Origin of the sequence: Shouchella phoenicis (assembly GCF_047238345.1) — a bacterium.
Classification (GTDB): Bacteria; Bacillota; Bacilli; order Bacillales; family Bacillaceae_D; genus Shouchella.
The window spans coordinates 2,488,008-2,512,019 of sequence record NZ_JBDFMQ010000001.1; the positions used below are offsets into that span (position 1 = coordinate 2,488,008).

Here is a 24,012-nt window from a genome sequence, read left to right on the forward strand (position 1 = left end):
CGTTTAACACCTAATCCGCGCGGTTGTAAGTTCATTGGGTGCTACCAAATCACTAACACACATCATCATAGCATAAGTTTTGATTCACTGTCAATCACTGATCGCAAGGCTTTTAAGTCGTTGCTTTGCAGAGTCGTAATCACCCTGGAAAATAACTTCATATGGTTTCCTGCTGCTTAACGAATTATTTTCGACGAAATAAATACGTGCATCCATCCATGCCTCTAACCGTTTTAACACAGCTTCATCGTTTTCATAAAAAAGCTCCCTAATAGACGAATGGGCACCAATAATGATACACGCTTCACCACGGTAGCCGACTAATTCATTTTCCAATTGAAACGCATGACCAAAATCCGTGAGAACGCGCCCGCTCCCATGACAGGTTGGGCATGGCTCTTGCAACACTTCCGCTATCGGTCGCGCTGTTTTTTTTCTCGTTAATTCAAGCATGCCAAGCTTTGTAAATCCTTTAACACTCGTTTTCACCAGATCCTGTTCAAGCTCTTTCTCTACCAGTGTGACGATTTTCTTTTGCGCGCGTTCGTTTTCCATTTCAATAAAATCGATTAAAACCATCCCACTATAATTGCGCAGCCGTAACTGACGGCAAATCTCAATCGCCGCTTCCTCGTTCACTTCAATAGCCATTGCGAACTTATCCTTTTTTTTCTTATACTTGCCAGAGTTGATATCAACGACGGTTAAAGCCTCGGTCTCATCAAATATTAAATAGCCGCCATTTTTGAGCCACACATGACGCCTTAAAGCTTTGTCCAGCTGCTTCTGAACTGTCGAAAAAACATCTTCGTTACCTGGTACTAAACGGACTCGATCTTTTAACGAGGCAGGAAGCAACTGCTGGACGAGCTTAAAATCATCATAATGATCAACAACCCACTCATGGAGCTCTTCTTTCGATTGACGTTTCACCAACTGTTCTATTAGGGATGATCCTTGATACAGTCGGTACGGAATTTGATCTTGATGCGTTTGTGTCTTCTGCCACAAAGCACGTAAAAACCTTAACTCTTCGCTGATTTCTTCAATAGAGGCACCATTTCCTTGCGTGCGGATGATCATGCCTTCATCTTCTTGTAGCAATGGCGACATTTTCTCTTTCAATTCTTGTCTTTTGCTTTCATCGTCAATTTTTTTTGATATTGACACTTCTTGACCTGCCGGTAAGTACACGATTCCATGGCCAGGTAATGAAATGATTTCGGTTAGTCTGGGACCTTTTGTCCCGTCACTTTCTTTTGTTACTTGAACGATTAATTCTGTCCCTGCTTTCAAGTATTGAGCAATAGACAGCACGTCTTTTCCCTCACGTTGATCTTTTTGAAAAGCATAAAGCTCGTCTCGATGTAAAAAGCCATTTTTATCGCTTCCAATATCAATAAATGCTGCCTGCATATTCGGCATGACTTTCTCTACTTTTGCTTTATAAACAGAGCCGATAAGATGAGGGATGAATTCACTTTCAATAGACCATTCCACAGCCTTCTCTTGATCAACCAACACTGCTTCTCTTTTTAAAGCTGTTTGTTTCATTAAAATCGTTTTCGTCATATCCATTCGTTGCTCCTTTTTCACTCCTGTTTAGTTTAAAGGATGATAAAAAAAAGGACAACACTGGTCATTCGCTTTTCGGAATGGTATGCACAGGAACGTGACCACCTTCACGAAAGTAGACATCTAATAAAGCTTGCAGTGAAAAGGTAGTTTGATTGATTCCATCTTTTATGACGACTGTATGTAATGCATTTTTTTTAATTTTTTCAACGACGGTTTTGATCGTCGCCTGCTTCTCTACAAAGATAGGAACTGGATGATTGGAAGTGTCATCATCTTTTTTCGCCATTAAAAAGCGGATAAATCGATACTCTCTTTGTTTAAACTCTAATACGAGTGTAAGAAGTAGAAAAGAGAAAATCATGATGAGATTAAGCTGCATGGCATAAAAAGCGACAAAAAGAAATCCACTAAACAAAAACATACATGATGTTACTAAAGATAGCTTTATGGCTTGTTTGTATGGAAACCATTTGTAAAAAGCCAGTTGAATCAGCCTCCCGCCATCTAACGGATGAATAGGGATTAAATTAAAGAGTAAGATCGCGATATTATGACTAACAAAAAGTTGATGGTCTTGATAAAGCCAAATATCAGTAAAATGATATAAACCATAGGACATGGCAATCATCCAAATATGTTGTACTGGTCCCCAAAGAACAATGAAGCATTCTTCCCGAGCAGGTCGAATGCCTCTTGGTTCTAATACAGCAGCACCACCAAAAGGTAATAATTCTATTTTTAGAATTTTCCACCCAAAGCGATGCGCCATCCAGACATGGCCCATTTCATGAACAAGCACAATAAAAAGAAGCATCACGACTTCTTTAAAACGTCCAGTTATGACACCCATTGCAATAATGAGCCAAAAAATCGGATGAATGTGGACTTTTTTTAAGAGATTAATCAAAGTTGATCACTGTGCTCGGATCAATGTAATCGCCATCCTGTTTTAAACCAAAGTAAAACATACCTGCTTGCTCTTCATCCGCTTCAACAACGGAGCCAATAACCGCTCCTTTTGAGAGAATGTCGTACGGTCGCACATTAACATCATCGAGCATCCCATAGACTGAAACGGTCCCATCTTGATGCTGAAGTTCTACGACCTGCCCTGAGGAATCCTCTCCCTCGTAAAGTTCAATGACGTGACCACCTTTGACAGCTTTAACGTCTTCTCCTAGACCTGTTTCAAGTAAAATACCTTTTCTGTCTTTAGAAAAACTTTCTTTAATTGTTCCTGAAGCAGGCAAGGCATAATTCACCACATCATCCGAGCCTTCTTGTATTCTTTGATCAGGGAGTAGCGCTAAAGGAGAGCCAAACACGCTTTCAAAATAAGAAGATACGGCCGCAAACTGAAAGTGTTCTTCAAAGGTATGATCTACTACCGCCTGTACACTTTCTAAATTTCGATGGTTGGAGTCATACACAATCCCTACGGCAAAAAATAAACAACCAGCAATCACAAGCTGTAGCAGGACCTTATGGAAACGAGTTGAACCTGGTCTTTGTTCATCGACCTTGTTAAAATTAGGGCGCGATACTGTAGAAGTGTTTGGAGCAAATTCTTTTTGTTTTTGTTTGGAAGCAATCTGTTTTTCAATTTGTTTTCTTCGATCCACTTAGAACCCTCCCCATTACATATCTCAAATCTATACATTCCATCTTATGACTTGTCCTGTTCATCTATTCAGATTAATACTAAAATAATTGGGGAATAGTTCCTCAATAAGGAGTGATCGTATGAAAAAAAATCAATTAGGGAAATCCTCTCTATTTATTAGTGAATTAGGGTTAGGCGGCATGTCGCTGGGGACAGATTGGAAAAAAGCAACAGCCATTGTAGATGAAGCAATTGACTTAGGCGTGAACTACATTGATACAGCGGATTTGTATGACTTTGGAGAGAATGAAAGCATTATTGGTCAAGCAATACAAGGAAAAAGAGACCAGCTCATCATTGGCACAAAAGCAGGCAATCGATTTGAAAAAGGAAAAGATGGCTGGGAGTGGGATCCTTCAAAAGCACATATTAAACAAGCTGTAAAAGAAAGCTTGGCTCGCTTAAACCTTGATTATATTGATCTCTATCAACTACACGGTGGCACGATTGATGACCCAATCGACGAAACCATCGCCGCTTTCGAGGAATTAAAGAAAGAAGGATCTATTCGTGAATATGGCATTTCGTCTATTCGACCGAATGTCATAAAAGAATATGTTGAACGTTCTTCGATTGTTTCTGTGATGATGCAGTACAGTCTATTAGATCGCCGTCCGGAAGAGTACTTCTCCTATTTGCAAGAAAACGGTATAAGCGTCATTACGCGAGGTTCACTTGCAAAAGGAATCTTGAGTGATCGAACATTGAAGTCGGTAGATGCTGCAAAAGATGGCTATTTATCGTACTCTACTAAAGAACTTGCTCAGTTAAAAGATATCCTTATGCAAAACTACGCAAGCGCACATTCCATGAACGGACTCGCTTTCAACTATTGTTTATCCCATAAACCTGTTGCAAGTGTTATTTCAGGTGCAAGCAGCATTGAACAAATTCGCCAAAACGTTCAAGCTGTTAAAAATGAATCATTAACAGAAAAAGAAGTCGATAATCTTGCGCGGATAGCCAAACAAGATAGTTATTCTCAACACCGAGTTTAATAATGTTCAAGAAAAAAACTTCCTCATTGATACTAGTCAGAGGAAGTTTTTATTTATGTGGATTCCTTATATAGTCGGCATTGCTCTCAACACCCGTAGTGTGATAACGGTTGCCAATAGCGCTTTCAACACATCTCCAGGAATGTAAAAGACATTTAACCAAAGCGCTTCTCCCAAGCCCATTCCCGATGTAGCAGCAAGGTAGCTTGCCCCGCACACGTACAAAACGCCTAACCCAAACAAAAGGTTTATACTAAATACCTTAATAAACGACTTATGTTTCAGCCTTGTTACACAGAAGCCAACCCCCCACGCCACAACGGCCCATCCAAATATGTATCCACCCGTCGGGCCAAAAAGAATCCCAATTCCCCCTCTTCCACCAGCGAGTAGCGGAAGCGAGCAAGCAACAAGAAAAATAAAGAGCAGCACGGATAGACCGCCACGCTTTCCACCTAGTACCCCACCAATCATCATTGGGGCGACTGACTGAATCGTAATCGGTACCGGAGAAATAGGTAGCGGGATAGGTGGTATAACCCCTAAGACAGCAAGGACAGCTGTCATCATAGAAATTTTCGTTAAATCTTTAATCCCCATCGTAATCTTCCTCATTCTTTTTCTTTTAGATTATCGAATTGATGTTTTATTGTCAACTCAATTTTAAAAAGGTTAACAATGAGGGCTTACCTTGACGCCAGCAGGTTAAGTCGATTATCATAATACGTACAGATACGTCGAGAAAAGAGGGGTAGGATGAGGCGAAGGCACGAAGTAGATCATAGTGGCTTTATGGATATTTCTTCAATGACTTCAGCAAAACAACATGCATTTGCAAAATCAAGCGTTCAGATCGATAAAGAGCTTTACGAAAAATTACAGCACGGCGATCTGAAACATAAACAAGTTTTAGAAAACGCGCGATTTGCTGGCATCATGGCCGCTAAACATACATCAACGCTTCTTCCTAATAATCACCCAAAAGCGTTAACGTACATAGATATTTCATTTCATTGGGAAGTACATTCAGGCAGCTGGGAACTCATTATTGAAGTAGAAGTAAAGGCAAAACATGCTTTACCGGTTCACACAGAGGCAATGACCGCGGCTTCAATTTCGGCTTTGGCTGTTTATGATCTTTGTCAACAGGACTCCCAATCCATCGTCCTAGGTCCAACTTACCTTTCTCGAAAAGGAAACCAAAGAGCGTAAAGCGCTCTTTTTTTTGTAAAAAAGCAGCCGCTGAGGTTTCTCCTCAGCGGCTGCTTTTTTCTGAACTTATCGTACACCAAACAATCGTTTTAATTTCGTAAACATCGTTGTAGATTCTTCAAGTGACATAAGAGGAATCGTTTCGCCTAAAATTCTTCGTGCAATATTGCGATAAGCTATAGACGCCTTGCTTGTCGAGTGAAGCGCGATTGGCTCCCCTTTATTTGAATGTTTAATCACTTGGTCATCATCTACCACGATACCAATTAAATCAATCGCTAAGATTTTTGTAATCTCATCAACATCAAGCATCTCACCATTCTTAACCAAATGGGTTCGAATACGGTTGATAACTAACCTCGGTCGTTCAATCTTTTCTTGCTCAAGAAGTCCAATGATTCGATCCGCATCTCTGACGGAGGAAACTTCTGGTGTTGTGACAACAATTGCTTTATCCGCACCTGCTACTGCATTCCGGAAACCATGTTCAATTCCTGCTGGACAATCGATAATAACAAAATCATATTCTTGTTTCAATTCATCTACAAGACGTTTCATTTGTTCAGGCAAGATATCGGTTTTATCTTTCGTTTGCGCTGCTGGTAATAAATATAAGTTGCCATCAAAGCGTTTATCTTTAATAAGCGCTTGGTGCAATTCACAATTTCCTTCAACAACGTCAACTAAGTCAAAAATGATTCGATTCTCTAAACCCATTACAACATCAAGATTTCGTAAGCCGATATCCGCATCAATTAAACAAACTTTTTTTCCTTCTAGAGCAAGCGCAGTTCCAATGTTTGCAGATGTAGTTGTCTTTCCTACACCGCCCTTACCACTCGTAATTACAATTGCATCGCCCACGCTCATATCCCCTTTCTCTCGTACGATCCAAATTAAGAAACAGCTTCTGCTTCTTTTAAACCTCTAATCTCAACATCAAATAATCGTTGAACTTTTGTTAGTGCAATTTCACCACTATCGTCTTCAATGTAAGCTGCTTGCATGCTTGTATCTTCAACGACTTCATCTGCAAAGTGAATCATTTGTTCATGAATATGTAGGCTTGTTGGCGACATATAGCTTGCACAAATGAACGCGCTTGTCTTCCCTTCATACCCTGCATGTGCTTTTCCCTTCAATTCACCGATAATATAAATATTACCAGTAGCCATTAAGCAGCCTCCAGGATTGACATCACCGATTAGCAAAACGTTCCCTTTCATTTTGACGATTTGGCCTGATCGAATCATTCTCGTAAGTGTCGCAGTTTGCACTTCTTCTTGCATCTCTTTCGCTTTTTCAACTGTCATAACGTTTGAATGATAATGATGTACGCGTAAGTGACTATTAGAAGTAATAATGGATTCGATTATCTCGCGATCGGCTTCTGTCAAAAACCGGTTCCCTAAATCAATTTGCACATAGACAATTGGATCGTCTTTCTCACTCTTATAATAATCAGAGGACAGTTTCTCACGTAAATCGTCAATTAACTGTTCAAATGAACAACGATCATCAAATAAGAAAATAAGCCCATCCTTTGTTCCTTTAATTGTTACTAGTGATTTCACTTGTGACATTCACATTCACCTCTACTAACTCCCATTGTAACAATAGATTCCACGTTCAAGACATAATTCCTGCTTTAACGGTTACGAAAGCTCGCTTGCTCATTGACATAGTTCGCTAATTTTCTAAACGGTAGTACAAGCAAGATTGCAAATGCACTATTTAAGACGAGGGTCGGAATTAGTCGATTCAAAAAGAAATCCCCACCGGTCATCGACGTTACGCTTAGAATATAAAATAAACCATACTGAAAATACTCAAATAGAAAAACAGATGCCACACATAGCAGAACAGCCCATAGCGCTGATTCTTTCACTGCTTTTAAAGGAACTGCCGCTAGATAGCCTAGACAAGCAAAACCAAACATATAAATGCCTAAGTAATTTGTATAGACTACATCGTAAAGTAAGCCAAAAGCAAGTCCATATATTAAAGCGACTTGCTTTCCAGAGTATAAGCCTACTAAAACGATCGTCATTAATACTAACCGTGGAACAACGTATTGTGTCGCTTCTGTGTAATTTGCGAGCATATATGGAAGAAGAGAACCTTCTATGACGAATAGAGAAACAAGGACGATCGAAAAGTACGTTCGACTCATTCTCCGTCACCTTCTTCGTCCTCTTCTAACTCTTCAATACCTGCGTCCATACTTGGCAAGTGTCTTTGTACCACAAACACGTAGTCAAGCGTTGAGAAATCAGCAGTTGGTTCAATGTAAATGTTTTGTGAAAGGCCAAATTCATCTACTTCTACTTCAACCACTTCCCCGATTAACAATCCTGACGGGTACACATCTCCTAATCCGGAAGTTGTGACGGTCTCCCCTTCTGAAATCTCCACATCAATGTCCACTTTTCTCATAATTAGTCGGTCTTCTGCTACATCATAGCCTTCGATAAAGCCCATTGCTGGATCTTGATCGTCTTCTTCAACCAATACTTGTGCAGACACGAGATTCGTTGGGTCATTATCACTTAATAATTGTACATATGAAGTAAATTTGCTTGAATCGTTGACTTTCCCAACAAGTCCACCTTGCGAATCAATCACAGCCATATCGTTTGTTACTTCATCTGTTTCACCGCGGTTAATACCAATATACTGTTCCCACGCGTCTGGAGAACGATTAATGACAACAGCAGAAATCCGCGAGTAGTCACTTAACGTCTCGTCGATTTCCAACATTCCTCTTAACCGTTCATTTTCCTCATCAAGTAAATCTTTCTGAACCGATAATTGTGCATATTCCTCTAGCCTTGTACGTAGTAAACGATTCTCATCATACACGTGGATGATTTCACTTACATTTTCATAGATCCCCCCGAAAAAATGCGCAGGAGCCGATACAAGGTTCTGAACCCAACCAACAGCATCGCGCATAATTTGCTCAGGTTGGGATAAATTTCGGTCATCTCTCATTGTAAAGCCGATTAGCGCCATTAAAATAATAATACTTACTAATAGGACAATAAGCTTTTTGTTAGAGAAAAAAGATCGCATTCCCTATCCCTCTATTTCCAATCTGATCGAGCTGAACCTGCTTTAGTACGGAATAAATGGATATTCTCCAACGCTCTTCCCGTTCCAATTGCTACACAATCAAGCGGCTCTTCAGCAACGATTACAGGCATATTTGTTTCTTCACTCAACACTTTGTCTAAGTTTTTCAGGAGTGCCCCTCCACCTGTCAGTACAATCCCACGATCCATAATATCAGCAGCAAGCTCTGGCGGAGATTGTTCAAGCGTATCTTTCACTGCTTCAATAATCGTATCAACGGTATCTGATAAAGCACCAGAAATTTCTGCTGACGTCACCGTAATGGTTTTAGGTAGACCGGTTAACAAGTCACGACCGCGAATGTCCATATCTTGGTTTTCTTCGTCATCAGTGCTTGCTGAACCAATTTCTAATTTAAGCGTTTCTGCTGTACGTTCCCCGATCATTAGGTTATACGTTTTTTTCACGTATTGAATAATTGCATCGTCCATTTCGTCTCCTGCTACACGAATTGATTGACTTGTTACAATCCCACCTAATGAAATAATTGCGACTTCCGTTGTTCCGCCACCAATATCAACAACCATACTTCCTGTTGGTTCCCATACTGGTAAATTTGCGCCAATTGCCGCAGCAAATGGTTCTTCTAGCGTGTAAGCTTCTTTTGCACCTGCCTGCTTCGTCGCATCTTCAACCGCACGCTTTTCGACTGCAGTAATCCCAGACGGAACACAAACCATAACCGCAGGCTTACGGCTAAACATCGAACTGTTCTTCATCGCTTGTTGAATAAAATGTTTAAGCATGGTTGCCGTTGTATCAAAATCTGCAATTACGCCGTCTTTCATCGGTCTAACTGCAACAATGTTCCCAGGCGTTCGACCAATCATTTTTTTCGCATCATCCCCAACAGCTTGAATGGAGTTTGTGTCTGTACGTAATGCCACAACCGATGGTTCTCGTAGAACAATCCCTTTTCCCTTTGTATAAACAAGTGTATTTGCTGTACCTAAATCGATTCCAATATCTCTACTTCCAAACATGTATGTATACTGTCTCTTCCGCTTTTATTGATGCGACCTAAAAAATAGACAGATATCCTCCCTTTATTTCACGTAGGTTCGTGGTTTCTCAATCCATTTATAAATGATGCGCGCGCTTTCGCTACGTTTTGACATCACTATAACCTAAACTCATACCCTTTATTATATCGAAATGTATCCAAAAAAAATAGCCTTAAAGTTCCCCAGGCAAAAAAAAATCATTTCATGTTTGTCGTTATTTTTACATACTTATAAAACCTCGTTCTTTTAGACTAATAAAGTTCGCTTCGTCGCCAATAATTATATGGTCCAATAAAGTAATACCGAGAATTTTCCCAGCTTCATATAGCCTTTTGGTTACACTAATATCTTCCGGACTTGGTGAAGGATCACCACTAGGATGATTATGAAGACATATAACAGCTGCGGAAGACGTACGAAGTGCTTCTTTAAATACTTCTCGTGGATGAACAATACTTGCATTTAAGCTGCCAATAAAAACGGTTTTTTGTTTTATTACATAATTTTTTGTATTTAAATAAAGCACAACAAAATGCTCTTGATGAATGCCTACGAGATCATTGACCACTAGCTGCACCGCATCATCAGGTGAAGCAATCACTCTTTTTTCACCTTTTCCTTCACGCAAGATACGTTTACCTAATTCAATAGCGGCAGATAACTCAATCGCTTTTGTTTCACCAATTCCTTTAACGAGTTTCATTTCTTCAAGAGACGCCTCACTTAACGCAGTGAGTGTTTTATACGTTGAAAGTAATGTTGAAGCGACTTGTAGTGCAGAGTAGTGTTTTGTACCAGTCCGTAGCATAATCGCTAGTATTTCTTGATTTGATAGTGCTCTTGCCCCCTCTCGAAGGAATCGTTCTCGGGGGCGTTCTTGAATTGGAACATCTCGAATAATAATCGACACGCTTATCGCTCCTTTTTACGAAGGAATATTGGGGTAAATGTGAAACGAGGATAATGCTTGAACCGTTTTCACTAAAGGCAAGCCGACAACTGTATAATAATCACCTTTTATTTCCGAAACAAATAACGCTCCTAAACTTTGAATTCCATACGCACCTGCTTTATCTACCCATTCATCTGTTTGTAAATAGCGCTCTAACAAGGATTCACCGATTGTTGTCATCGTCACAGATGTGGTTTCTGAAAAAAGGACCGAACGATCTTGACCTAATATGGCTACACCAGTAGACACAGCGTGAGTTCTATGAGACAAGGTCTGTAGCATATATTTGGCTTCTTCCTTAGATTTTGGTTTGCCTAAATGCTCGCCATTTAACGAAACAATTGTATCTGCAGCAAGAACAACGTGTTGAGGAAACTGTTTCGCGACTGCTTCTGCTTTTCTTTTTGCTAATGTACAGGCTGCTTCTTCTACAGGTTGATTTTCATGAAGCGTTTCATCGACATCACTTGAAAACACGGTAAATGGAATATGACATTGTTTAAGGAGTTCGCTTCGCCTTGGGGAACTTGAAGCTAATAGGAGGGATGAATTCATGGGACACCTCTACTTTTTTCTTTATTGTACAAGTGTTAGCACTAGTTTACCAATAATTGCGTATAAAAAACAAGCATCATTTCCAGAAAATGAAAAAACAAGAAGGCTCAATACGCCTCCTTGCTACACATTTTTATGCTTTTAAATAGCGCTCAAACCAGCCGAGAATAGCTTCTAATCGCTCAATTCTTAAGTTAGGCTTTCCACTTCTAGATAATTCATGATTTGCTTCAGGGAATCGAATGAATCGTGTGTCTTTCCCAAGACGTTTTAACGCGATAAACAATTGTTCCCCTTGTTCAATCGGACACCTTAAATCGTTCTCGCCATGTAAAATCAATAACGGTGTTTCAACGTGCGCGACGTATTTTAATGGTGAATGATTCCACAACGTTTCGATGTCATCTAGTTCTGCTTTTATTTGCCAATCGGAAAAATAATAGCCTATGTCACTAACACCATAAAAACTGATCCAATTAGAAATGGAGCGCTGTGTCACTGCTGCTTTAAAGCGGTTTGTGTGCCCGACAGCCCAGTTCGTCATAAAGCCACCGTAACTTCCGCCAGTCAGACCTATTCTTTCTTGATCAATCCACGTATGGGTTTCAACAGCGTGATCAAGGATCTCCATAAGATCTTTGAAATCACCACCGCCATAGTCTCCTCTTACAGCATCAACAAAGGCCTGGCCGTAGCCATGACTTCCGCGTGGATTTGTATAAAGCACACCATATCCTTTTGCAGTTAACATTTGAAACTCGTGAAAATACGTGTTGGCATACATCGCATGTGGACCACCGTGCACTTCAACGATTAAAGGATACGAATGTCCGTCTTCATAATTTGTTGGCTTCATCAACCAACCTTCTACAAACGAGCCATCTTCTCGATTTAAATGAAACGGCTCAGGAACAGAGAAGGAAATCGTTTGTTCGACCTTTTGATTAAAAGTTGTTAATCGTTCAAATTCCGCCTCTTGTTGGTTTACTCGATAAAATTCACTTGGTTCCTCAACACGACTATGCGTTACATATAATTCACTTCCAAAGATATCAAAGCCGTTAGTATGCGCGTCGGTGCTCGTTCGTTTTTCTTTTTCACCAGATAAAGCAAAGCGCCATACATTTACAGCACCTCTGTTTGAGACCAAACTGTAGATGGCATCTCCATCAATAGAAAATCGAATACCATTGGATCCGCTCTGCTGAAGAAAATCGCCAATCGCACCGTCTCCTAAATACTGATCAAAATCTTCCGTTAAATTTGAAATGTTTCCCGTCTCTAAATTGTAGATAACGAGATTCGGCAATGTTGCATTTTCATATTCACGTTGATGACTAAGCAGGGCTACGGTTTGTCCATCTGGAGAAAAAGCCCCGCCAGTGATGACATGAGGTTCCTTCGTCACTTGTTGCTCCTTATTTGTATCAATGTTAAGAATGTAAGCATGGGAAGTAAACGAAAAATCTTTGTTATCTAAACGATCGCTTGCAAACAAAAGGTGTTTTCCATCAGCTGAATAATCGAGTAGCTGACTATCCCCTTTATCGCTCGTTAACCATTGCTGCTTATTCGTTATCAAATCAACCTGACCAATACGAACAATGCTTTCATCGTACAAGCCTCTTGCATCTGATTTATACTTCATTCGGTCAACAACAAGTGGTTGTGGCTTGCTCTCTTCTTTTGTCGTTTCCTTATACAAAGCGGAATAAACGATGGATGCACCATCTGCTGCCAAGGCATACGTTTGTACCCCTTGCTTTTCATCGGTTACTTGTTTTTCTTGTGCCAAACCTTGTTTCACAAACACTTGCTTTTTCTTACCATCCATACTGGCGAGATATGTATAGCCATCACCGTTCGGTAACCACTTTGGTGATCCGTAACTTCCTTTTCCAAAGGTTAATTGCGTTGGTTTTTCACTCGTTTTTAAATTTACAACATATAAATGCGATTCATACGTATTCTCTTCTTCGTTTAATTCCGTCACAACAACTATCGCTTGATGACCATCCGGTGAAATAACAGGATTTGTAACGGTTTTTAACTGATACAATGAACTTGCGGTTAATTCTTTCACTGGTATCCCTCCCTTTTAATCGAGTATACCGAAATCTTTCGATTGACGAAAGAAAAATCTTTCTCAAAAATCATGCAATTTAAAAAGCGCTCCGATAATCAACCTTTTTTACAGGAAGTGATCGAAAAGCGCTTCTTCTCTTATACTTCATTAATTGATGTTAGCACCTCTTCATACTCTACAATGAGCTGAAGCAGCCCTTGCTGGACATGTTCAAGCGCTTCATGATTGTTTGACGTTTGATAGTCGTTCAACGCACTGGCAGCAGTAAATAAAGTATCCGCGTAACGTAAACTATTTTCTTTTGCTAATTCATTCATTTGTGAAAAAGCCACGTCCCGCGAATTACGTAATTGTTCAACAGATTGATTTAATTGTGATAGATTGTCCTCATTAATGGATCCACTTTCACTCGCAACCATTAATTCAGATGAGACACTGCTTAAGAAATGGTAGACCGCATTTGCATTTGTATACCAAGTAGCTGCATCTTCACCACCAACAGTTACTTCTCCACCTTCAACCGTGTACGTTTTTACATAAGTCTCCTGACCGTTATCGCCGAAATAATTGCTCAATTTCGTTCCTTTTGTTTGATCATTTGCCACGCCTAAGAACATGTACTGGCTCTCGTCACCTGGAATTAAGACAGCTGGAAATCCTTTATCTTTTGTTTCATCTACAACTTGTTGAGCAGTATCTATATCGGTAAATGCAGCTCCTTGAACAACATCAACATGCAGACTAGGAAACGAAACATCCGTGTATACTGTTGCTTGCGCTGGCAAAGCAGCTTCGCTATAGCCCGTATCATCATTAATAAAAAATTGAAAAACTACTACGCCTAAACCTAACCCTACAATTACTGCAGACATCACTGCACCAATGATTGGCCAAGGTACGTTAAGCTGAATTTTATTTTTCCGGTTTTTAGGCGGAAGTTTTGGTGCTCGTGAGCGATCCCCGTCATCCCAAAACGGTTCGTTCCCCGTTTTTTTTGTTTTTAACTTGTCTGTAAAATCAATGACTTTATCTTTTTTTGGCTCAAAGTCGTCTTCTTCTTGCGGATTTGTTACCTGCTCTCCGTCAGTAGGTTCATCCCAACTACAAACTTCAATCGGATTATGCGATTCATTGTCGGGTGCAGGACGATTTGATTTTTTGTTTGATTGAGAGAATTTAAAATTCATCGTATGCTTTTGATCACTCATGAATAAACACCCCTTTCTACTATACTATGAGGCTTGTCTTCATTTAGACCAGATTAGGTGAAAAATAAACAATTATTGTCGCGATGCTAATAAATGGTGCAAACGGAAGCTTAACGCGTTTTTGTTCTAGAAAGCTTGCCCACATGGATCGCCGAGTTATCGTGTATAACAGTGCAACCATTGAAGAAATCATGATGATTAAGAGCGTTGACTGAATTCCCAATAAAACCATGAACACAACAAATAGTTTTACATCACCGCCACCTAATTGCCCTTTTTGATAAGCATAAAGTAAGATAAATAAAAGAACAAGACCAATGATGAAGGAAGAGCCTTGAAATAAAACGGGTTGATTTACAAAACGAAGTAGAAGAAGTGGAATGGAAAAAAGCAGCAGGATTCGATTCGGAATACGAAACGATTGAATGTCGGTTAAGGTAATGAGGACTAATAATGAAACGAGAAGAAGCGACGTGATGAGTTCTGTTAAGCTTTCTGAATACATCGAAGCAAGGAAAAACAGTCCACCTGTTACAGCTTCAACAAGAGGAAAATGACGAGGAAGTTTATGAAGGCAATAGCGACACCTTCCTTTTAATAGCAGGAACGATAACACTGGCACAAGATCTTTAGGCCGCAATTGACGCTTGCAGCTTGCACAGCGAGATCGCCCCGCTACCGACTGTTTAAATGAACCTCTTGAGATAAAAGCTAAAAAATAAGAGCCTACTACCATACCGACAATCGTCAAATAAATACTAATGAAAAGCGAATCATCCAATTCCACAACGCCTCCTTTTTATGGCACTGTTCTATGATTCAACAAAATTAGTCATTCACCTGCTAGTTGAGTCAATTTCATCATTCAAGTTAGATGCGAAAATGACGTACAATCTATTTAAAATGGCGAACGCTTTCACCACAGGCACAAGCGCGACATCCGTTTGCGCTACGTTATCACTTGCCCTCACGGTGTTTTCTTTGCTCTGGGCACGGCCTCAGCCATTTCTGCAAAAAACGCTCCATTGTCTTCGGACACGTGCTGTTCCCGCGGGAGTCGTCGCCATTCAATGATACGAGTGTTACAAACAATATTTCTGTTATCATTCGTGAAAATGACTACTACTTATTATGAAATTCATTCAGTTATTTAATTTCTGTACAAATTGGCGAACGTCGGCAATAAAATAAAGAGAACCTGTAATAAGAATTAATTCGTCCTCATCAGCTGTTTCAAATCGTTCTTGTAACGCTTGTTTCCAATTTTCAACAAGGTATTTTTCTGTATTGCCCTCAACTTGGTCATAGAGCTCTTGCGCTGTAGCTGCTCGGAAAAATGAAAAAGAACAACAATAGTACGTAACCGGTAATTCTTCTAGCTGTTTCACTAGGGGCGTCACATCTTTACCTTCCGTAACTCCGATAAACAGCGAGATCCGTTTTTCGTGAAACTGATGCTGTATAGTGTTCGCAAGTGCTAAAAACCCTTCTTGATTATGAGCGCCATCAACGATTAGTGCTGGCTGATCAGAAAGCCACTCCATTCGCCCTGGCCACGTTGTGCGTAGTAACCCGTTCGCCTTTTCTTCAGATGAAGTTGACATCTCACATTTGTCATCCAATATTTCTATCGCCTTTAATGCAAGGGTTGCGTTATGATGCTGATGTGTACCAAGCATCGATATACGGTACGAGCCAAACGTGTTTCCGTGGTAACTAAATTGGTCGGACTTACTCGTTTCATAAGAAAAATCTTTATTTAATAAGTATACAACTGCCTCCTGAGATACAGCTTGATCGACGATGACCTGTTTTGGCTGACCTTTTACATCACCAATAACAACAGGCGTGCTTTTTTTTATAATGCCTGCTTTTTCATACGCAATGTCTTCTAACGTGTCTCCTAAAATATGCATGTGATCGTGTCCAATCATTGTAATAATAGAGACGAGTGGTTCAAGTACATTGGTTGAATCAAATCGACCACCTAGTCCAACTTCAATTAAACAAAGATCAGGTTGCTTCCGCGTAGCAAAGTAAAGGAACATGATTGTGGTAATTACTTCAAATTCAGTCGGTGAACCGAGCTCAGTCTCTGCAAGTTCTTCTACAAGCGGACGTACTTGATTCGCTCCCCAAACAAGATCTTCTTCTGAGATGGGTTCTCCATTAATCGAGATTCGTTCTTCAAAACGTTCAATATACGGTGACGTAAACGTGCCGACATCCCAGCCTTTTTCCATAAGCATATGTTGTAAAAAGCTGACTGTGGATCCTTTTCCATTTGTTCCACCAATATGAACCGCCTTTAGCTTTTTGTGGGGATTATTTAGTTTTTCAAGCATCCATTCCATTCGCTTTAGACCTGGTTTTATGCCAAAAGGTAAAAGAGAATGAATCCACTCAATCGCCTCTTTACTCGTTTTCAATGCACTTCCTCCTTAAAAGAAGCTCAAGCGTATACTCGCTTGAGCTCAATTTGTTTAGGCACTTAATTCTTCAATTCGATCGATGACTTTTTTGCGTTTTAACTCATAGTCTTCTTTTTTGCTTTTTTCTTCTTCAACGACATGAGCTGGTGCTTTTGCAACAAATCCTTCGTTGCCTAATTTTTTCTCGATCCGTTCAACTTCTTTCGTTAATTTATCTTTTTCTTTTTCCAGACGAGCAATTTCTGCATCTAAATCTAGTAAACCTGCAAGCGGTAAGAAAATGTCCATTCCGGTTAGCGCATGAGACATTGCTTTTTCCGGTGTTTGTAGGTCTTCTTGAATGACCAGTTGACTTGGATTGGCGAATTTCTCAATATAAAGCGAACCGCGCTCTAATCGAGCTTTCATGCCATCATCTGCTGGACGAATAAACAGTTCAATTTGCTTGCTCATCGGCACGTTTAATTCCGAACGGGTATTACGGATCGATCGAATTAACGTCTTTAACGTTTCCATATCTTCAACTGCTTCTTGGTCGTTAAAAGAACGCGTAAACGATGGCCATTCTGCAACCGTAATCGACTCTCCTTGATGCGGCAAGTGCTGCCAAATCTCTTCTGTTATAAACGGCATAAATGGATGGAGCATGCGCATCGTATGATCGAGCACATAGGCAAGAACGGAACGAGTCGTTGCTTTTGCTTGTTCATCTTCCCCGTAAAGCGTTAACTTCGCCATCTCAATGTACCAATCACATACATCGTCCCAAATAAATGAGTAAAGTGTGCGTCCAGCTTCACCAAATTCATAGCTATCGATTAAGCGGCTAACCGTCTCAGCTGTCTCGCCTAGACGTGTCAGAATCCACTTGTCAGCTATGGTTTTTTCTTTCGTTATGTCAATTTCATCATAGGTTAAACCTTCCATATTCATTAAGGCAAAACGAGACGCATTCCAAATCTTGTTTCCAAAGTTCCACGTAGATTCGACTTTCTCCCAGTAAAAACGTAAGTCATTCCCTGGCGTACTCCCTGTTGCTAAGAAGAAACGAAGGGAATCGGCGCCATATTTTTCAATGACATCTTGGGGATCAACACCGTTTCCGAGTGATTTACTCATTTTCTTGCCATCCGCTGCACGAATTAAGCCATGAATCAGCACATCTTTAAATGGTCGTTTATTCGTAAAGGCTTTGCCTTGGAAAATCATCCTTGATACCCAGAAGTAAATGATGTCGTAACCTGTTACAAGAACGTCTGTTGGATAGTATCGCTTTAAATCTTCTGCATCTTCATTCGGCCAGCCCATCGTTGAAAATGGCCATAACGCTGATGAAAACCATGTATCTAATACATCTTCATCCTGAACCCAATTTTCACTGTCTGCCGGCGCTTCTTTTCCTACATATAATTCATTGGTTTCTTTATGATACCAAGCTGGGATACGGTGTCCCCACCAAAGTTGTCTTGAAATACACCAGTCGCGAATGTTTTCCATCCAGCGTGTATACGTATGTTCAAAGCGCTCTGGCACAAACGTAATTTTTGTCTCTTCATCCTCTTGCATCTTAAGTGATTCTTCCGCAAGTGGCTGCATTTTTACAAACCACTGCGTGGACAAATACGGTTCAACAACAGCACCACTGCGCTCAGAGTGACCAACTGAATGCAAATGTTCTTCAATTTCAAACAGAACGCCAGTTTCTTGCAGGTCTTTAACAATTTTCTTACGGCAGTCAAATCGATCAAGCCCTTGGTAGATTCCTGCATTTTCATTCATCGTACCATCTTCATTCATAACCAAGACACGAGGAAGGTCGTGTCGATTTCCAATTTCAAAATCATTTGGGTCATGAGCAGGTGTAATTTTCACAGCGCCAGAACCAAATTCACGATCAACATAGTCGTCTGCAACAATCGGAATTTCCCGCCCGACGATTGGCAACTTCACGCTTTTACCGATTAAGTGGCTATAACGCTCGTCTTTAGGATGAACCGCTACCGCCGTATCACCGAGCATCGTCTCAGGACGTGTCGTTGCAATTTTAATCGAGCCTGATCCATCTGCTAGTGGATAGTCCATATGGTAAAACGCACCTTGAACATCTTGGTGAATAACCTCAATATCAGAAAGCGCCGTTTTTGTTTGTGGGTCCCAGTTAATAATATATTCGCCTCGATAAATAAGCCCTTTTTCGTAAAGAGAGATAAACACTTCATTTACAGCATCTGATAAACCAGAATCAAGCGTAAAACGTTCTCTTGAATAATCAACAGAGATTCCAACTTTCGCCCATTGCTGGCGAATAAACTCCGCATATTCTTCTTTCCATTCCCATGACTTCTCAAGAAAACCTTCTCGACCTAAATCATGCTTGGAAATTCCTTGTTCCTTTAATCGAGCCTCTACTTTTGCTTGCGTTGCGATCCCAGCATGATCCATTCCTGGTAGCCAAAGTGTATCGTACCCTTGCATACGTTTTGTACGAGCAAGAATATCTTGTAACGTCGCATCCCACGCATGGCCTAGATGAAGCTTTCCAGTTACGTTTGGTGGAGGAATAACAATGGAATACGGTTCCTTATTCGGATCATCAGTAGGTGTAAAAAATCCGCCTTTCTTCCAATAGTCATACCATTTCTTCTCTGTTTCACTCGGATCATATTTTGTCGGCATTGCATGCTGTTCCGTCATTAAACAGTCCTCCTTCTTTAAAATAAAATACAAAAAAACCCTTCCGTCTCAAAGGACGAAGGGATTGTTCGCGGTGCCACCTTTGTTCACAGAACGATCTCTGTGCAACTCAAATCGAATAACGGTTCGGTCCGTTTCTGTTTACTTCATCGTTCAACAGAAAAGCTTACAGGCGACTTTCAAGAACTTACTTTCTAGAAAGACTTTCAGCCGAGGTCTTTCCTCTCTAAAGAAGCAGTTTCTTTACTCCTCCTGATCATAGCTTGTTTTATAGGTTATGTTCGTATTTTATCGTTTGCGTTTACTTTCGTCAATAACAGCTTTGGCTTATTTTCTATAGTCTATACATCTTCAACTGTTTTTGCAACAGTTTTAGGCGCTGTGCATACACTACAGAAACAATACGATTAAGGAGGAACTGATACGATGGCGAAACGATTCCAAGGGTTTCCACCCCCATGTCCCCCACCTGGTCCGCCTAAAAAATTTGGTCGCTTTAAGTTCATTTGTTTGCAATGTTTACCGCCGATTTTGGTGTTTCAGCTCATTCGCACGTTGCTTCTACCAACAGCAGTTGATTTATTCCTTCTAACCCTTATCATCGTCTTTTTTGTCTGCCTATTCTTTGGGATCGTATAAGACAAATCTTAGGAAAATAAGATAACGTCATTTTGATCCCTCTCCGTTTCTTTTTCTTCAAGTTGTTGCTTCCATTTTCCGACAAGAAAAAACGTGACAGTAAAAAAGATTACCAGGATTACAGAGTTCAATAAGTTTAGTTGGATGGTTAGTACACCATCCCATAGTCGCATACTTGCAAAAAAGAGAAGAAAAGCAGCAGCTTGCAAAAGGATACCTGACATCTTCCACATAAAGGATCTTTCTTTTTGATTACTCTTATCAAATACATAGACACCTAGTAAACCAAAACCTGCTAACAATAAAATTGGCAGAAATGAAAAGGAAGCTGCTTGAATATTCGGTTCAAATAATCCTACTGTTTGAATAATAAGCTGTAAGACAAAATAAACGACGAAAAGAAGAAGTCCACCTCTCAGCAATAATGCTGTTTTTAATGATGTTGACATTTGAGGAAGCCCCTTTGTTCGCTTCTCACAGTACGTATAAATATTTTTTTGATTAACATCTAATTCAAGATTATGTTTTTCCGCATAAATCCACTCATCTAACACTTGATGTAGCAGTTGGTACCGCTTTCGTTTCGAAAAGCTTGCTGCTTCCATATAGTGAACGACCTCTTCAAAAAGCACTTTTTTTTCAGAACTAAGCTTACTCTTTTTTTCTTCAAGCTTTTCATAAGGTATTCCTTGTTCCATGCCTTACACCTACTCCCTCACGTCTACTGTTACTTTAAGCATACCCGCATCGTCCTAAACTAAGCATTCTTCTATCTATTTAATGGCATTTTTTTCTTTTTTTCAAGTGTAAAATCATAAAAAAAAGCAAGCATCAGCTTAGGACTGATTACTTGCTTGTTCTTCATCTTGCGGCACAATCTTCGGAACAAAACGCTGAACTTTACGTAGCGCATAAATTCGCTTCTCCAGTTTCTGCGTTAATTCAAGCTCGTTCCCACCTTGACGATAGTTCATCATCGTATAATAAATCGGTTCAGGAAATAAAAGATAAGCACTCACCAAATACTTTTCTGCGTTAATTAATGGCAAGTGTTGTTCATACCGAGCAAACCACCGCAGCACTTCATCTTCATCCCATAACGAATGCGGAAAGCCGTGGCGACATAATGTCGCTAAATCTCTCGCTGGCGTATCCAAGCTTGCCCGTTCAAAGTTTATAAATAAATGTTGTCCATTAGTGGCATGCAAAAAGTGGCTTCTCGATAAGCGACCATGAGTTAAGACACTGCGATAAGATCCTTTGTCAACAGTAGTCTTGTACCACTTCTCCAAATGAGTCGTTGCTTCATCAGCTAATTGTTCAAACATTTTAAAATGAGTCAAAAACGATAGTTCAAATGGAGATAAATAAGGTTTCATTTCTGCTTCATCTGCAAATCGAGCTAATTCAAGGGAGTGCATCTCCCACCTAGATAATAACCGTTCACAAGATTGATCAATAACCTCTTTTGTTGCAGTCTGAGATTTTACTGTCATTCGATGAATCGTTCCAATTGAATCGGCCATAATCTCTTCAATAGACTGCCTTCCTTGATAGGTCTGTGTTTCTATCCACGGCATTAAATAATAGGATTTTCCAGAAATAAATAAGGAATGCTCCCCAAATTTTGTTGGCATAATCGGCACAAATGACTGATATTTGAGACGCGTCAGTTTTCTAACAGCATGAATACACTCTTCCGCCTGTACAGGGTCCATGCTCGACTCTTTTAATGCAAAGACCCCTTGCTCCGTCTCCACTCGATAAATCTTTCCTTTTTGCTCGATCGCTGTTGGCATTAAATCATAATAATAGAGTAATGCCTCAATAAACGCATTCATTCCGTCACCTTCTTTGAATCAAGCCATTTTGCTAATGTTGAAGCAAAAGACTGAGTCCGATCCCACTCTTCTTTCAAATGAACAATGAACTCACTGATTTCTGCTTCATTCATTGTCTCCGATTCCTTGCTTAGCCTATTTAGCTCATCTGGAATTAATACCGTCGCCATAATGGCTTTTCGTTCGTAAGCAGTAAGTTGTGCTTTTTGGTTGACTGCATCTAATAGAGCCTCAAGGGACTGCTCTCCTTCATTCAAATGCCATTCTTTTAGAAAAGCATTCAAGGAATCATAGCCGTATTCAGGCTTTTCTTCACTTCCTTCAACAACAAACAGCGATCCATAGATATCCCCTCTAAGATTGCTTATGTTCGCCATTTTTGGAGCGTTCATTTCGTCTGCGCGCAATACCTTTTTTGCTTGATTCAAGCGACGATTGGCTTCTTGAAGAAACGTGTAAAAAAACAGCTTTTGCTGCCGATTGGCTTGTTCTAAAAATGGATACTCCTGTTCAATGTCTTCTGGTAACGGCTTAACTGTTTGATCTTCCCGTCCATTTATGATCATTAAGCCCAATAGTTCTCCCCAATGTGCTTCGCTTCCTTTTTCTCTCTCATTTGAACGAATCACATCATGTACACTAATATAAGCATCTCCCTCTTGAATATAAGCACAGCCTTTTTTTGTTCGCAACATACGATTCATAATCATATAAGGCGCGACACTACAGTTGTCACGCCATGCTATATGCCATTTCAAACAGTCCTCATCTTGCCAGTAGCAAAGCTGTTTTACCCCTTTATCCGTCTCAAGCTGGTTTCCCTCGATAGAAGATGCTTCCTTAAACCCGTACTCATTTTTTAAGCGCTCAATCATAGGTCACCTACTTACTCTTCGAAGGTATATAGATAATTTGCCCCTCTTCAACTTTTTCACTATCTAAGTTGTTGTATCGCGTAAGTTGGCTAGTGGAAAGTTCGTAGCGATCGGCAATGACTTGAAGCGTTTCTTCTTCTTGGATAATACACATTTTCCATCTTGAGAACTGCTCGTCTTCGTTTCGAAGCATACTCGTTAAGTAAGAAGCACTATCTCTTTCTTTTTTGACAGCTTCTTGTACTTCTTCTTCAATATCCACTTCTTCAGGCTCATAGCTTTCATGGACGTCCATTTGCTCTGTTTCTGTTACATATCGATAAGCTGGGGCTTCTTCCATATCATGATTAGCGTAAGTGGCATGATCCGATTGAGTTTCCCCTTGATGATCCTCTTCCTGCCAGTCTGATTGCTGAAATGTCTCAATAATATCTTGCTCCATTGAACGATTGCTTTCATACGAAGGCGCCTCTTCTTGTGGCTGATAAGCGACTTGAACCTCTTCAGGCTTCTCTTGATGAGACTTATACGCTTCAAATTGAAATGCAGTGTTTTCTTCTTGCGCTTCTTCTTCCTCCACAACCGTTTCAATGTCTTCTTCTGTTTCTTCATAATCATACTCGGCATCAATCAATTCAATTTCACGCTGTTGCTCGTCTGACTTTACGCCACTAATTGAAACATCAGCAGTAAGCTGAATACAACTTTTTTCTGGTAAATCATAATCAAAACTAGATACTTCTACATAAATATCATCTACATGCTGAATGCGGGTCATGGGGATTGTGATGTCAATTGGAAATACATGTTCGATCTGTCCAGTGCCTGTTTCTGTTTCTGTTTGAATATCACCAGAGTTACGGAAATCACTAAGAGCTGTAAACGATGATTCCTCGTCCTCCTCTTCCTCATCCATCTGTCTGTTTTCTTCCATCATTTTGTACTCACCAACAAAACGAAGGCCACCTTGAATCGTGACGTGGTCATCCATTTGCATGACAGAAATTTCAGGTGTGAGGGACATCCCAATAATTTCATCAATTTGTTGTCCTTTATTAAGCCAAACAGAGTCTTCAATTGAAAACGTTAATGCTGACGACTGTTCTTGAGACAATTTAATTCCTCCTTTTTCACCGTGAT

General features: G+C 40.2%; 23 protein-coding genes and 2 other annotated features (1 of these 25 cut by a window edge). Of the genes, 3 read left to right on the top strand and 20 right to left on the bottom strand.

Annotation, left to right across the window (positions count from 1 at the left end; all coding sequences use genetic code 11):
* Positions 1–35, bottom strand: a sequence feature (ribosomal protein L21 leader region); it reaches 39 nt to the left of the window's first position.
* Between the two features lie 55 nt (positions 36–90).
* The 3 genes from ABC361_RS13405 to ABC361_RS13415 all read right to left on the bottom strand — a co-directional run bounded on the left by ABC361_RS13405 (position 91) and on the right by ABC361_RS13415 (position 3,200).
* A complete protein-coding gene (locus ABC361_RS13405; protein WP_413074425.1) occupies positions 91–1,578 on the bottom strand; it encodes an Rne/Rng family ribonuclease in 1,488 nt (495 codons plus the stop codon).
* A 61-nt stretch (positions 1,579–1,639) separates the two neighbouring features.
* Positions 1,640–2,485, bottom strand: coding sequence for a M50 family metallopeptidase (locus ABC361_RS13410; protein WP_413074426.1), 846 nt, complete (start codon positions 2,483–2,485; stop codon positions 1,640–1,642).
* Positions 2,478–3,200 carry a peptidoglycan DD-metalloendopeptidase family protein gene (locus tag ABC361_RS13415; RefSeq protein ID WP_413074427.1) on the bottom strand — a complete coding sequence of 241 codons (723 nt, stop codon included), beginning with the start codon at positions 3,198–3,200 and terminating at the stop codon, positions 2,478–2,480. Before ABC361_RS13415 ends, ABC361_RS13410 begins: the two co-directional genes overlap by 8 nt.
* Before the next feature lie 121 nt (positions 3,201–3,321).
* On the opposite strand from ABC361_RS13415, the gene ABC361_RS13420 reads away from it, so the two are divergent.
* Complete coding sequence (locus tag ABC361_RS13420) at positions 3,322–4,239, top strand: aldo/keto reductase (protein ID WP_413074428.1); 918 nt, start codon at positions 3,322–3,324, stop codon at positions 4,237–4,239.
* Between the two features lie 66 nt (positions 4,240–4,305).
* On the opposite strand, the gene ABC361_RS13425 is transcribed toward ABC361_RS13420, so the two are convergent.
* The gene (locus ABC361_RS13425) at positions 4,306–4,839 is read right to left on the bottom strand and encodes a biotin transporter BioY (RefSeq protein ID WP_413074429.1); all 534 of its coding nucleotides are present in this window, start codon (positions 4,837–4,839) and stop codon (positions 4,306–4,308) included.
* Between the two features lie 156 nt (positions 4,840–4,995).
* On the opposite strand from ABC361_RS13425, the gene ABC361_RS13430 reads away from it, so the two are divergent.
* Positions 4,996–5,451, top strand: coding sequence for a cyclic pyranopterin monophosphate synthase MoaC (locus ABC361_RS13430; protein WP_413074430.1), 456 nt, complete (start codon positions 4,996–4,998; stop codon positions 5,449–5,451).
* Between the two features lie 66 nt (positions 5,452–5,517).
* Here ABC361_RS13430 and minD read toward each other — a convergent pair whose 3' ends face one another.
* From minD to ABC361_RS13490, 12 genes are all read right to left on the bottom strand, one after another.
* A complete protein-coding gene (gene minD / locus ABC361_RS13435; RefSeq protein WP_413074431.1) occupies positions 5,518–6,315 on the bottom strand; it encodes a septum site-determining protein MinD in 798 nt (265 codons plus the stop codon).
* A 32-nt stretch (positions 6,316–6,347) separates the two neighbouring features.
* Positions 6,348–7,034, bottom strand: a complete 687-nt coding sequence (gene minC / locus ABC361_RS13440) for a septum site-determining protein MinC (protein WP_413074432.1) — start codon at positions 7,032–7,034, stop codon at positions 6,348–6,350.
* 65 nt (positions 7,035–7,099) lie between these two features.
* Complete coding sequence (mreD, locus tag ABC361_RS13445) at positions 7,100–7,624, bottom strand: rod shape-determining protein MreD (RefSeq protein WP_413074433.1); 525 nt, start codon at positions 7,622–7,624, stop codon at positions 7,100–7,102.
* A complete protein-coding gene (mreC, locus tag ABC361_RS13450) occupies positions 7,621–8,526 on the bottom strand; it encodes a rod shape-determining protein MreC (protein ID WP_413074434.1) in 906 nt (301 codons plus the stop codon). The genes mreD and mreC overlap by 4 nt, the downstream gene beginning before the upstream one ends.
* Positions 8,527–8,537: 11 nt before the next feature.
* Positions 8,538–9,569 (bottom strand): rod shape-determining protein, encoded by a 1,032-nt coding sequence (locus ABC361_RS13455; RefSeq protein WP_413074435.1) that lies wholly within the window; start codon positions 9,567–9,569, stop codon positions 8,538–8,540.
* 241 nt (positions 9,570–9,810) lie between these two features.
* Positions 9,811–10,494, bottom strand: coding sequence for a RadC family protein (gene radC, locus ABC361_RS13460; RefSeq protein ID WP_413075775.1), 684 nt, complete (start codon positions 10,492–10,494; stop codon positions 9,811–9,813).
* A gap of 21 nt (positions 10,495–10,515) precedes the next feature.
* Entirely contained in the window at positions 10,516–11,097 is a 582-nt protein-coding gene (locus tag ABC361_RS13465; RefSeq protein WP_413074436.1) for a Maf family protein, read from the bottom strand.
* A 133-nt stretch (positions 11,098–11,230) separates the two neighbouring features.
* Positions 11,231–13,180, bottom strand: a complete 1,950-nt coding sequence (locus tag ABC361_RS13470) for a S9 family peptidase (RefSeq protein WP_413074437.1) — start codon at positions 13,178–13,180, stop codon at positions 11,231–11,233.
* A gap of 140 nt (positions 13,181–13,320) precedes the next feature.
* A complete protein-coding gene (locus tag ABC361_RS13475; RefSeq protein ID WP_413074438.1) occupies positions 13,321–14,391 on the bottom strand; it encodes a hypothetical protein in 1,071 nt (356 codons plus the stop codon).
* A gap of 43 nt (positions 14,392–14,434) precedes the next feature.
* Positions 14,435–15,172 carry a prepilin peptidase gene (locus ABC361_RS13480; protein WP_413074439.1) on the bottom strand — a complete coding sequence of 246 codons (738 nt, stop codon included), beginning with the start codon at positions 15,170–15,172 and terminating at the stop codon, positions 14,435–14,437.
* Between the two features lie 361 nt (positions 15,173–15,533).
* Positions 15,534–16,820: a bifunctional folylpolyglutamate synthase/dihydrofolate synthase gene (locus tag ABC361_RS13485; protein WP_413074440.1), complete on the bottom strand. Its 1,287-nt coding sequence runs from the start codon at positions 16,818–16,820 to the stop codon at positions 15,534–15,536.
* Positions 16,821–16,874: 54 nt separating this feature from the next.
* Positions 16,875–19,517, bottom strand: a complete 2,643-nt coding sequence (locus ABC361_RS13490) for a valine--tRNA ligase (RefSeq protein ID WP_413074441.1) — start codon at positions 19,515–19,517, stop codon at positions 16,875–16,877.
* Positions 19,518–19,565: 48 nt separating this feature from the next.
* Positions 19,566–19,786 (bottom strand) — a binding site (T-box leader).
* A 157-nt stretch (positions 19,787–19,943) separates the two neighbouring features.
* Between ABC361_RS13490 and ABC361_RS13495 the strand changes: the two genes are divergently transcribed.
* Positions 19,944–20,156, top strand: a complete 213-nt coding sequence (locus ABC361_RS13495; RefSeq protein ID WP_413074442.1) for a hypothetical protein — start codon at positions 19,944–19,946, stop codon at positions 20,154–20,156.
* A gap of 8 nt (positions 20,157–20,164) precedes the next feature.
* On the opposite strand, the gene ABC361_RS13500 is transcribed toward ABC361_RS13495, so the two are convergent.
* The 4 genes from ABC361_RS13500 to spoVID all read right to left on the bottom strand — a co-directional run bounded on the left by ABC361_RS13500 (position 20,165) and on the right by spoVID (position 23,986).
* Positions 20,165–20,854, bottom strand: a complete 690-nt coding sequence (locus ABC361_RS13500) for a hypothetical protein (protein WP_413074443.1) — start codon at positions 20,852–20,854, stop codon at positions 20,165–20,167.
* 138 nt (positions 20,855–20,992) lie between these two features.
* Positions 20,993–21,997, bottom strand: coding sequence for a spore coat protein YsxE (gene ysxE, locus ABC361_RS13505; RefSeq protein WP_413074444.1), 1,005 nt, complete (start codon positions 21,995–21,997; stop codon positions 20,993–20,995).
* Complete coding sequence (locus tag ABC361_RS13510; protein ID WP_413074445.1) at positions 21,994–22,872, bottom strand: hypothetical protein; 879 nt, start codon at positions 22,870–22,872, stop codon at positions 21,994–21,996. Before ABC361_RS13510 ends, ysxE begins: the two co-directional genes overlap by 4 nt.
* A 7-nt stretch (positions 22,873–22,879) precedes the next feature.
* The gene (spoVID, locus tag ABC361_RS13515; protein ID WP_413074446.1) at positions 22,880–23,986 is read right to left on the bottom strand and encodes a stage VI sporulation protein D; all 1,107 of its coding nucleotides are present in this window, start codon (positions 23,984–23,986) and stop codon (positions 22,880–22,882) included.
* Positions 23,987–24,012 lie beyond the last annotated feature (26 nt).

Excerpts from the sequence above, each read along its gene's own strand:
- ABC361_RS13405 (WP_413074425.1), bottom strand. The coding sequence starts at position 1,578 with ATGGATATGACGAAAACGATTTTAATGAAACAAACAGCTTTAAAAAGA.
- ABC361_RS13420 (WP_413074428.1), top strand. The coding sequence starts at position 3,322 with ATGAAAAAAAATCAATTAGGGAAATCCTCTCTATTTATTAGTGAATTA.
- ABC361_RS13425 (WP_413074429.1), bottom strand. The coding sequence starts at position 4,839 with ATGGGGATTAAAGATTTAACGAAAATTTCTATGATGACAGCTGTCCTT.
- ABC361_RS13430 (WP_413074430.1), top strand. The coding sequence starts at position 4,996 with ATGAGGCGAAGGCACGAAGTAGATCATAGTGGCTTTATGGATATTTCT.
- minC (WP_413074432.1), bottom strand. The coding sequence starts at position 7,034 with ATGTCACAAGTGAAATCACTAGTAACAATTAAAGGAACAAAGGATGGG.
- mreD (WP_413074433.1), bottom strand. The coding sequence starts at position 7,624 with ATGAGTCGAACGTACTTTTCGATCGTCCTTGTTTCTCTATTCGTCATA.
- mreC (WP_413074434.1), bottom strand. The coding sequence starts at position 8,526 with ATGCGATCTTTTTTCTCTAACAAAAAGCTTATTGTCCTATTAGTAAGT.
- ABC361_RS13455 (WP_413074435.1), bottom strand. The coding sequence starts at position 9,569 with ATGTTTGGAAGTAGAGATATTGGAATCGATTTAGGTACAGCAAATACA.
- ABC361_RS13465 (WP_413074436.1), bottom strand. The coding sequence starts at position 11,097 with ATGAATTCATCCCTCCTATTAGCTTCAAGTTCCCCAAGGCGAAGCGAA.
- ABC361_RS13475 (WP_413074438.1), bottom strand. The coding sequence starts at position 14,391 with ATGAGTGATCAAAAGCATACGATGAATTTTAAATTCTCTCAATCAAAC.
- ABC361_RS13490 (WP_413074441.1), bottom strand. The coding sequence starts at position 19,517 with ATGACGGAACAGCATGCAATGCCGACAAAATATGATCCGAGTGAAACA.
- ABC361_RS13495 (WP_413074442.1), top strand. The coding sequence starts at position 19,944 with ATGGCGAAACGATTCCAAGGGTTTCCACCCCCATGTCCCCCACCTGGT.
- ABC361_RS13500 (WP_413074443.1), bottom strand. The coding sequence starts at position 20,854 with ATGGAACAAGGAATACCTTATGAAAAGCTTGAAGAAAAAAAGAGTAAG.
- ysxE (WP_413074444.1), bottom strand. The coding sequence starts at position 21,997 with ATGAATGCGTTTATTGAGGCATTACTCTATTATTATGATTTAATGCCA.
- ABC361_RS13510 (WP_413074445.1), bottom strand. The coding sequence starts at position 22,872 with ATGATTGAGCGCTTAAAAAATGAGTACGGGTTTAAGGAAGCATCTTCT.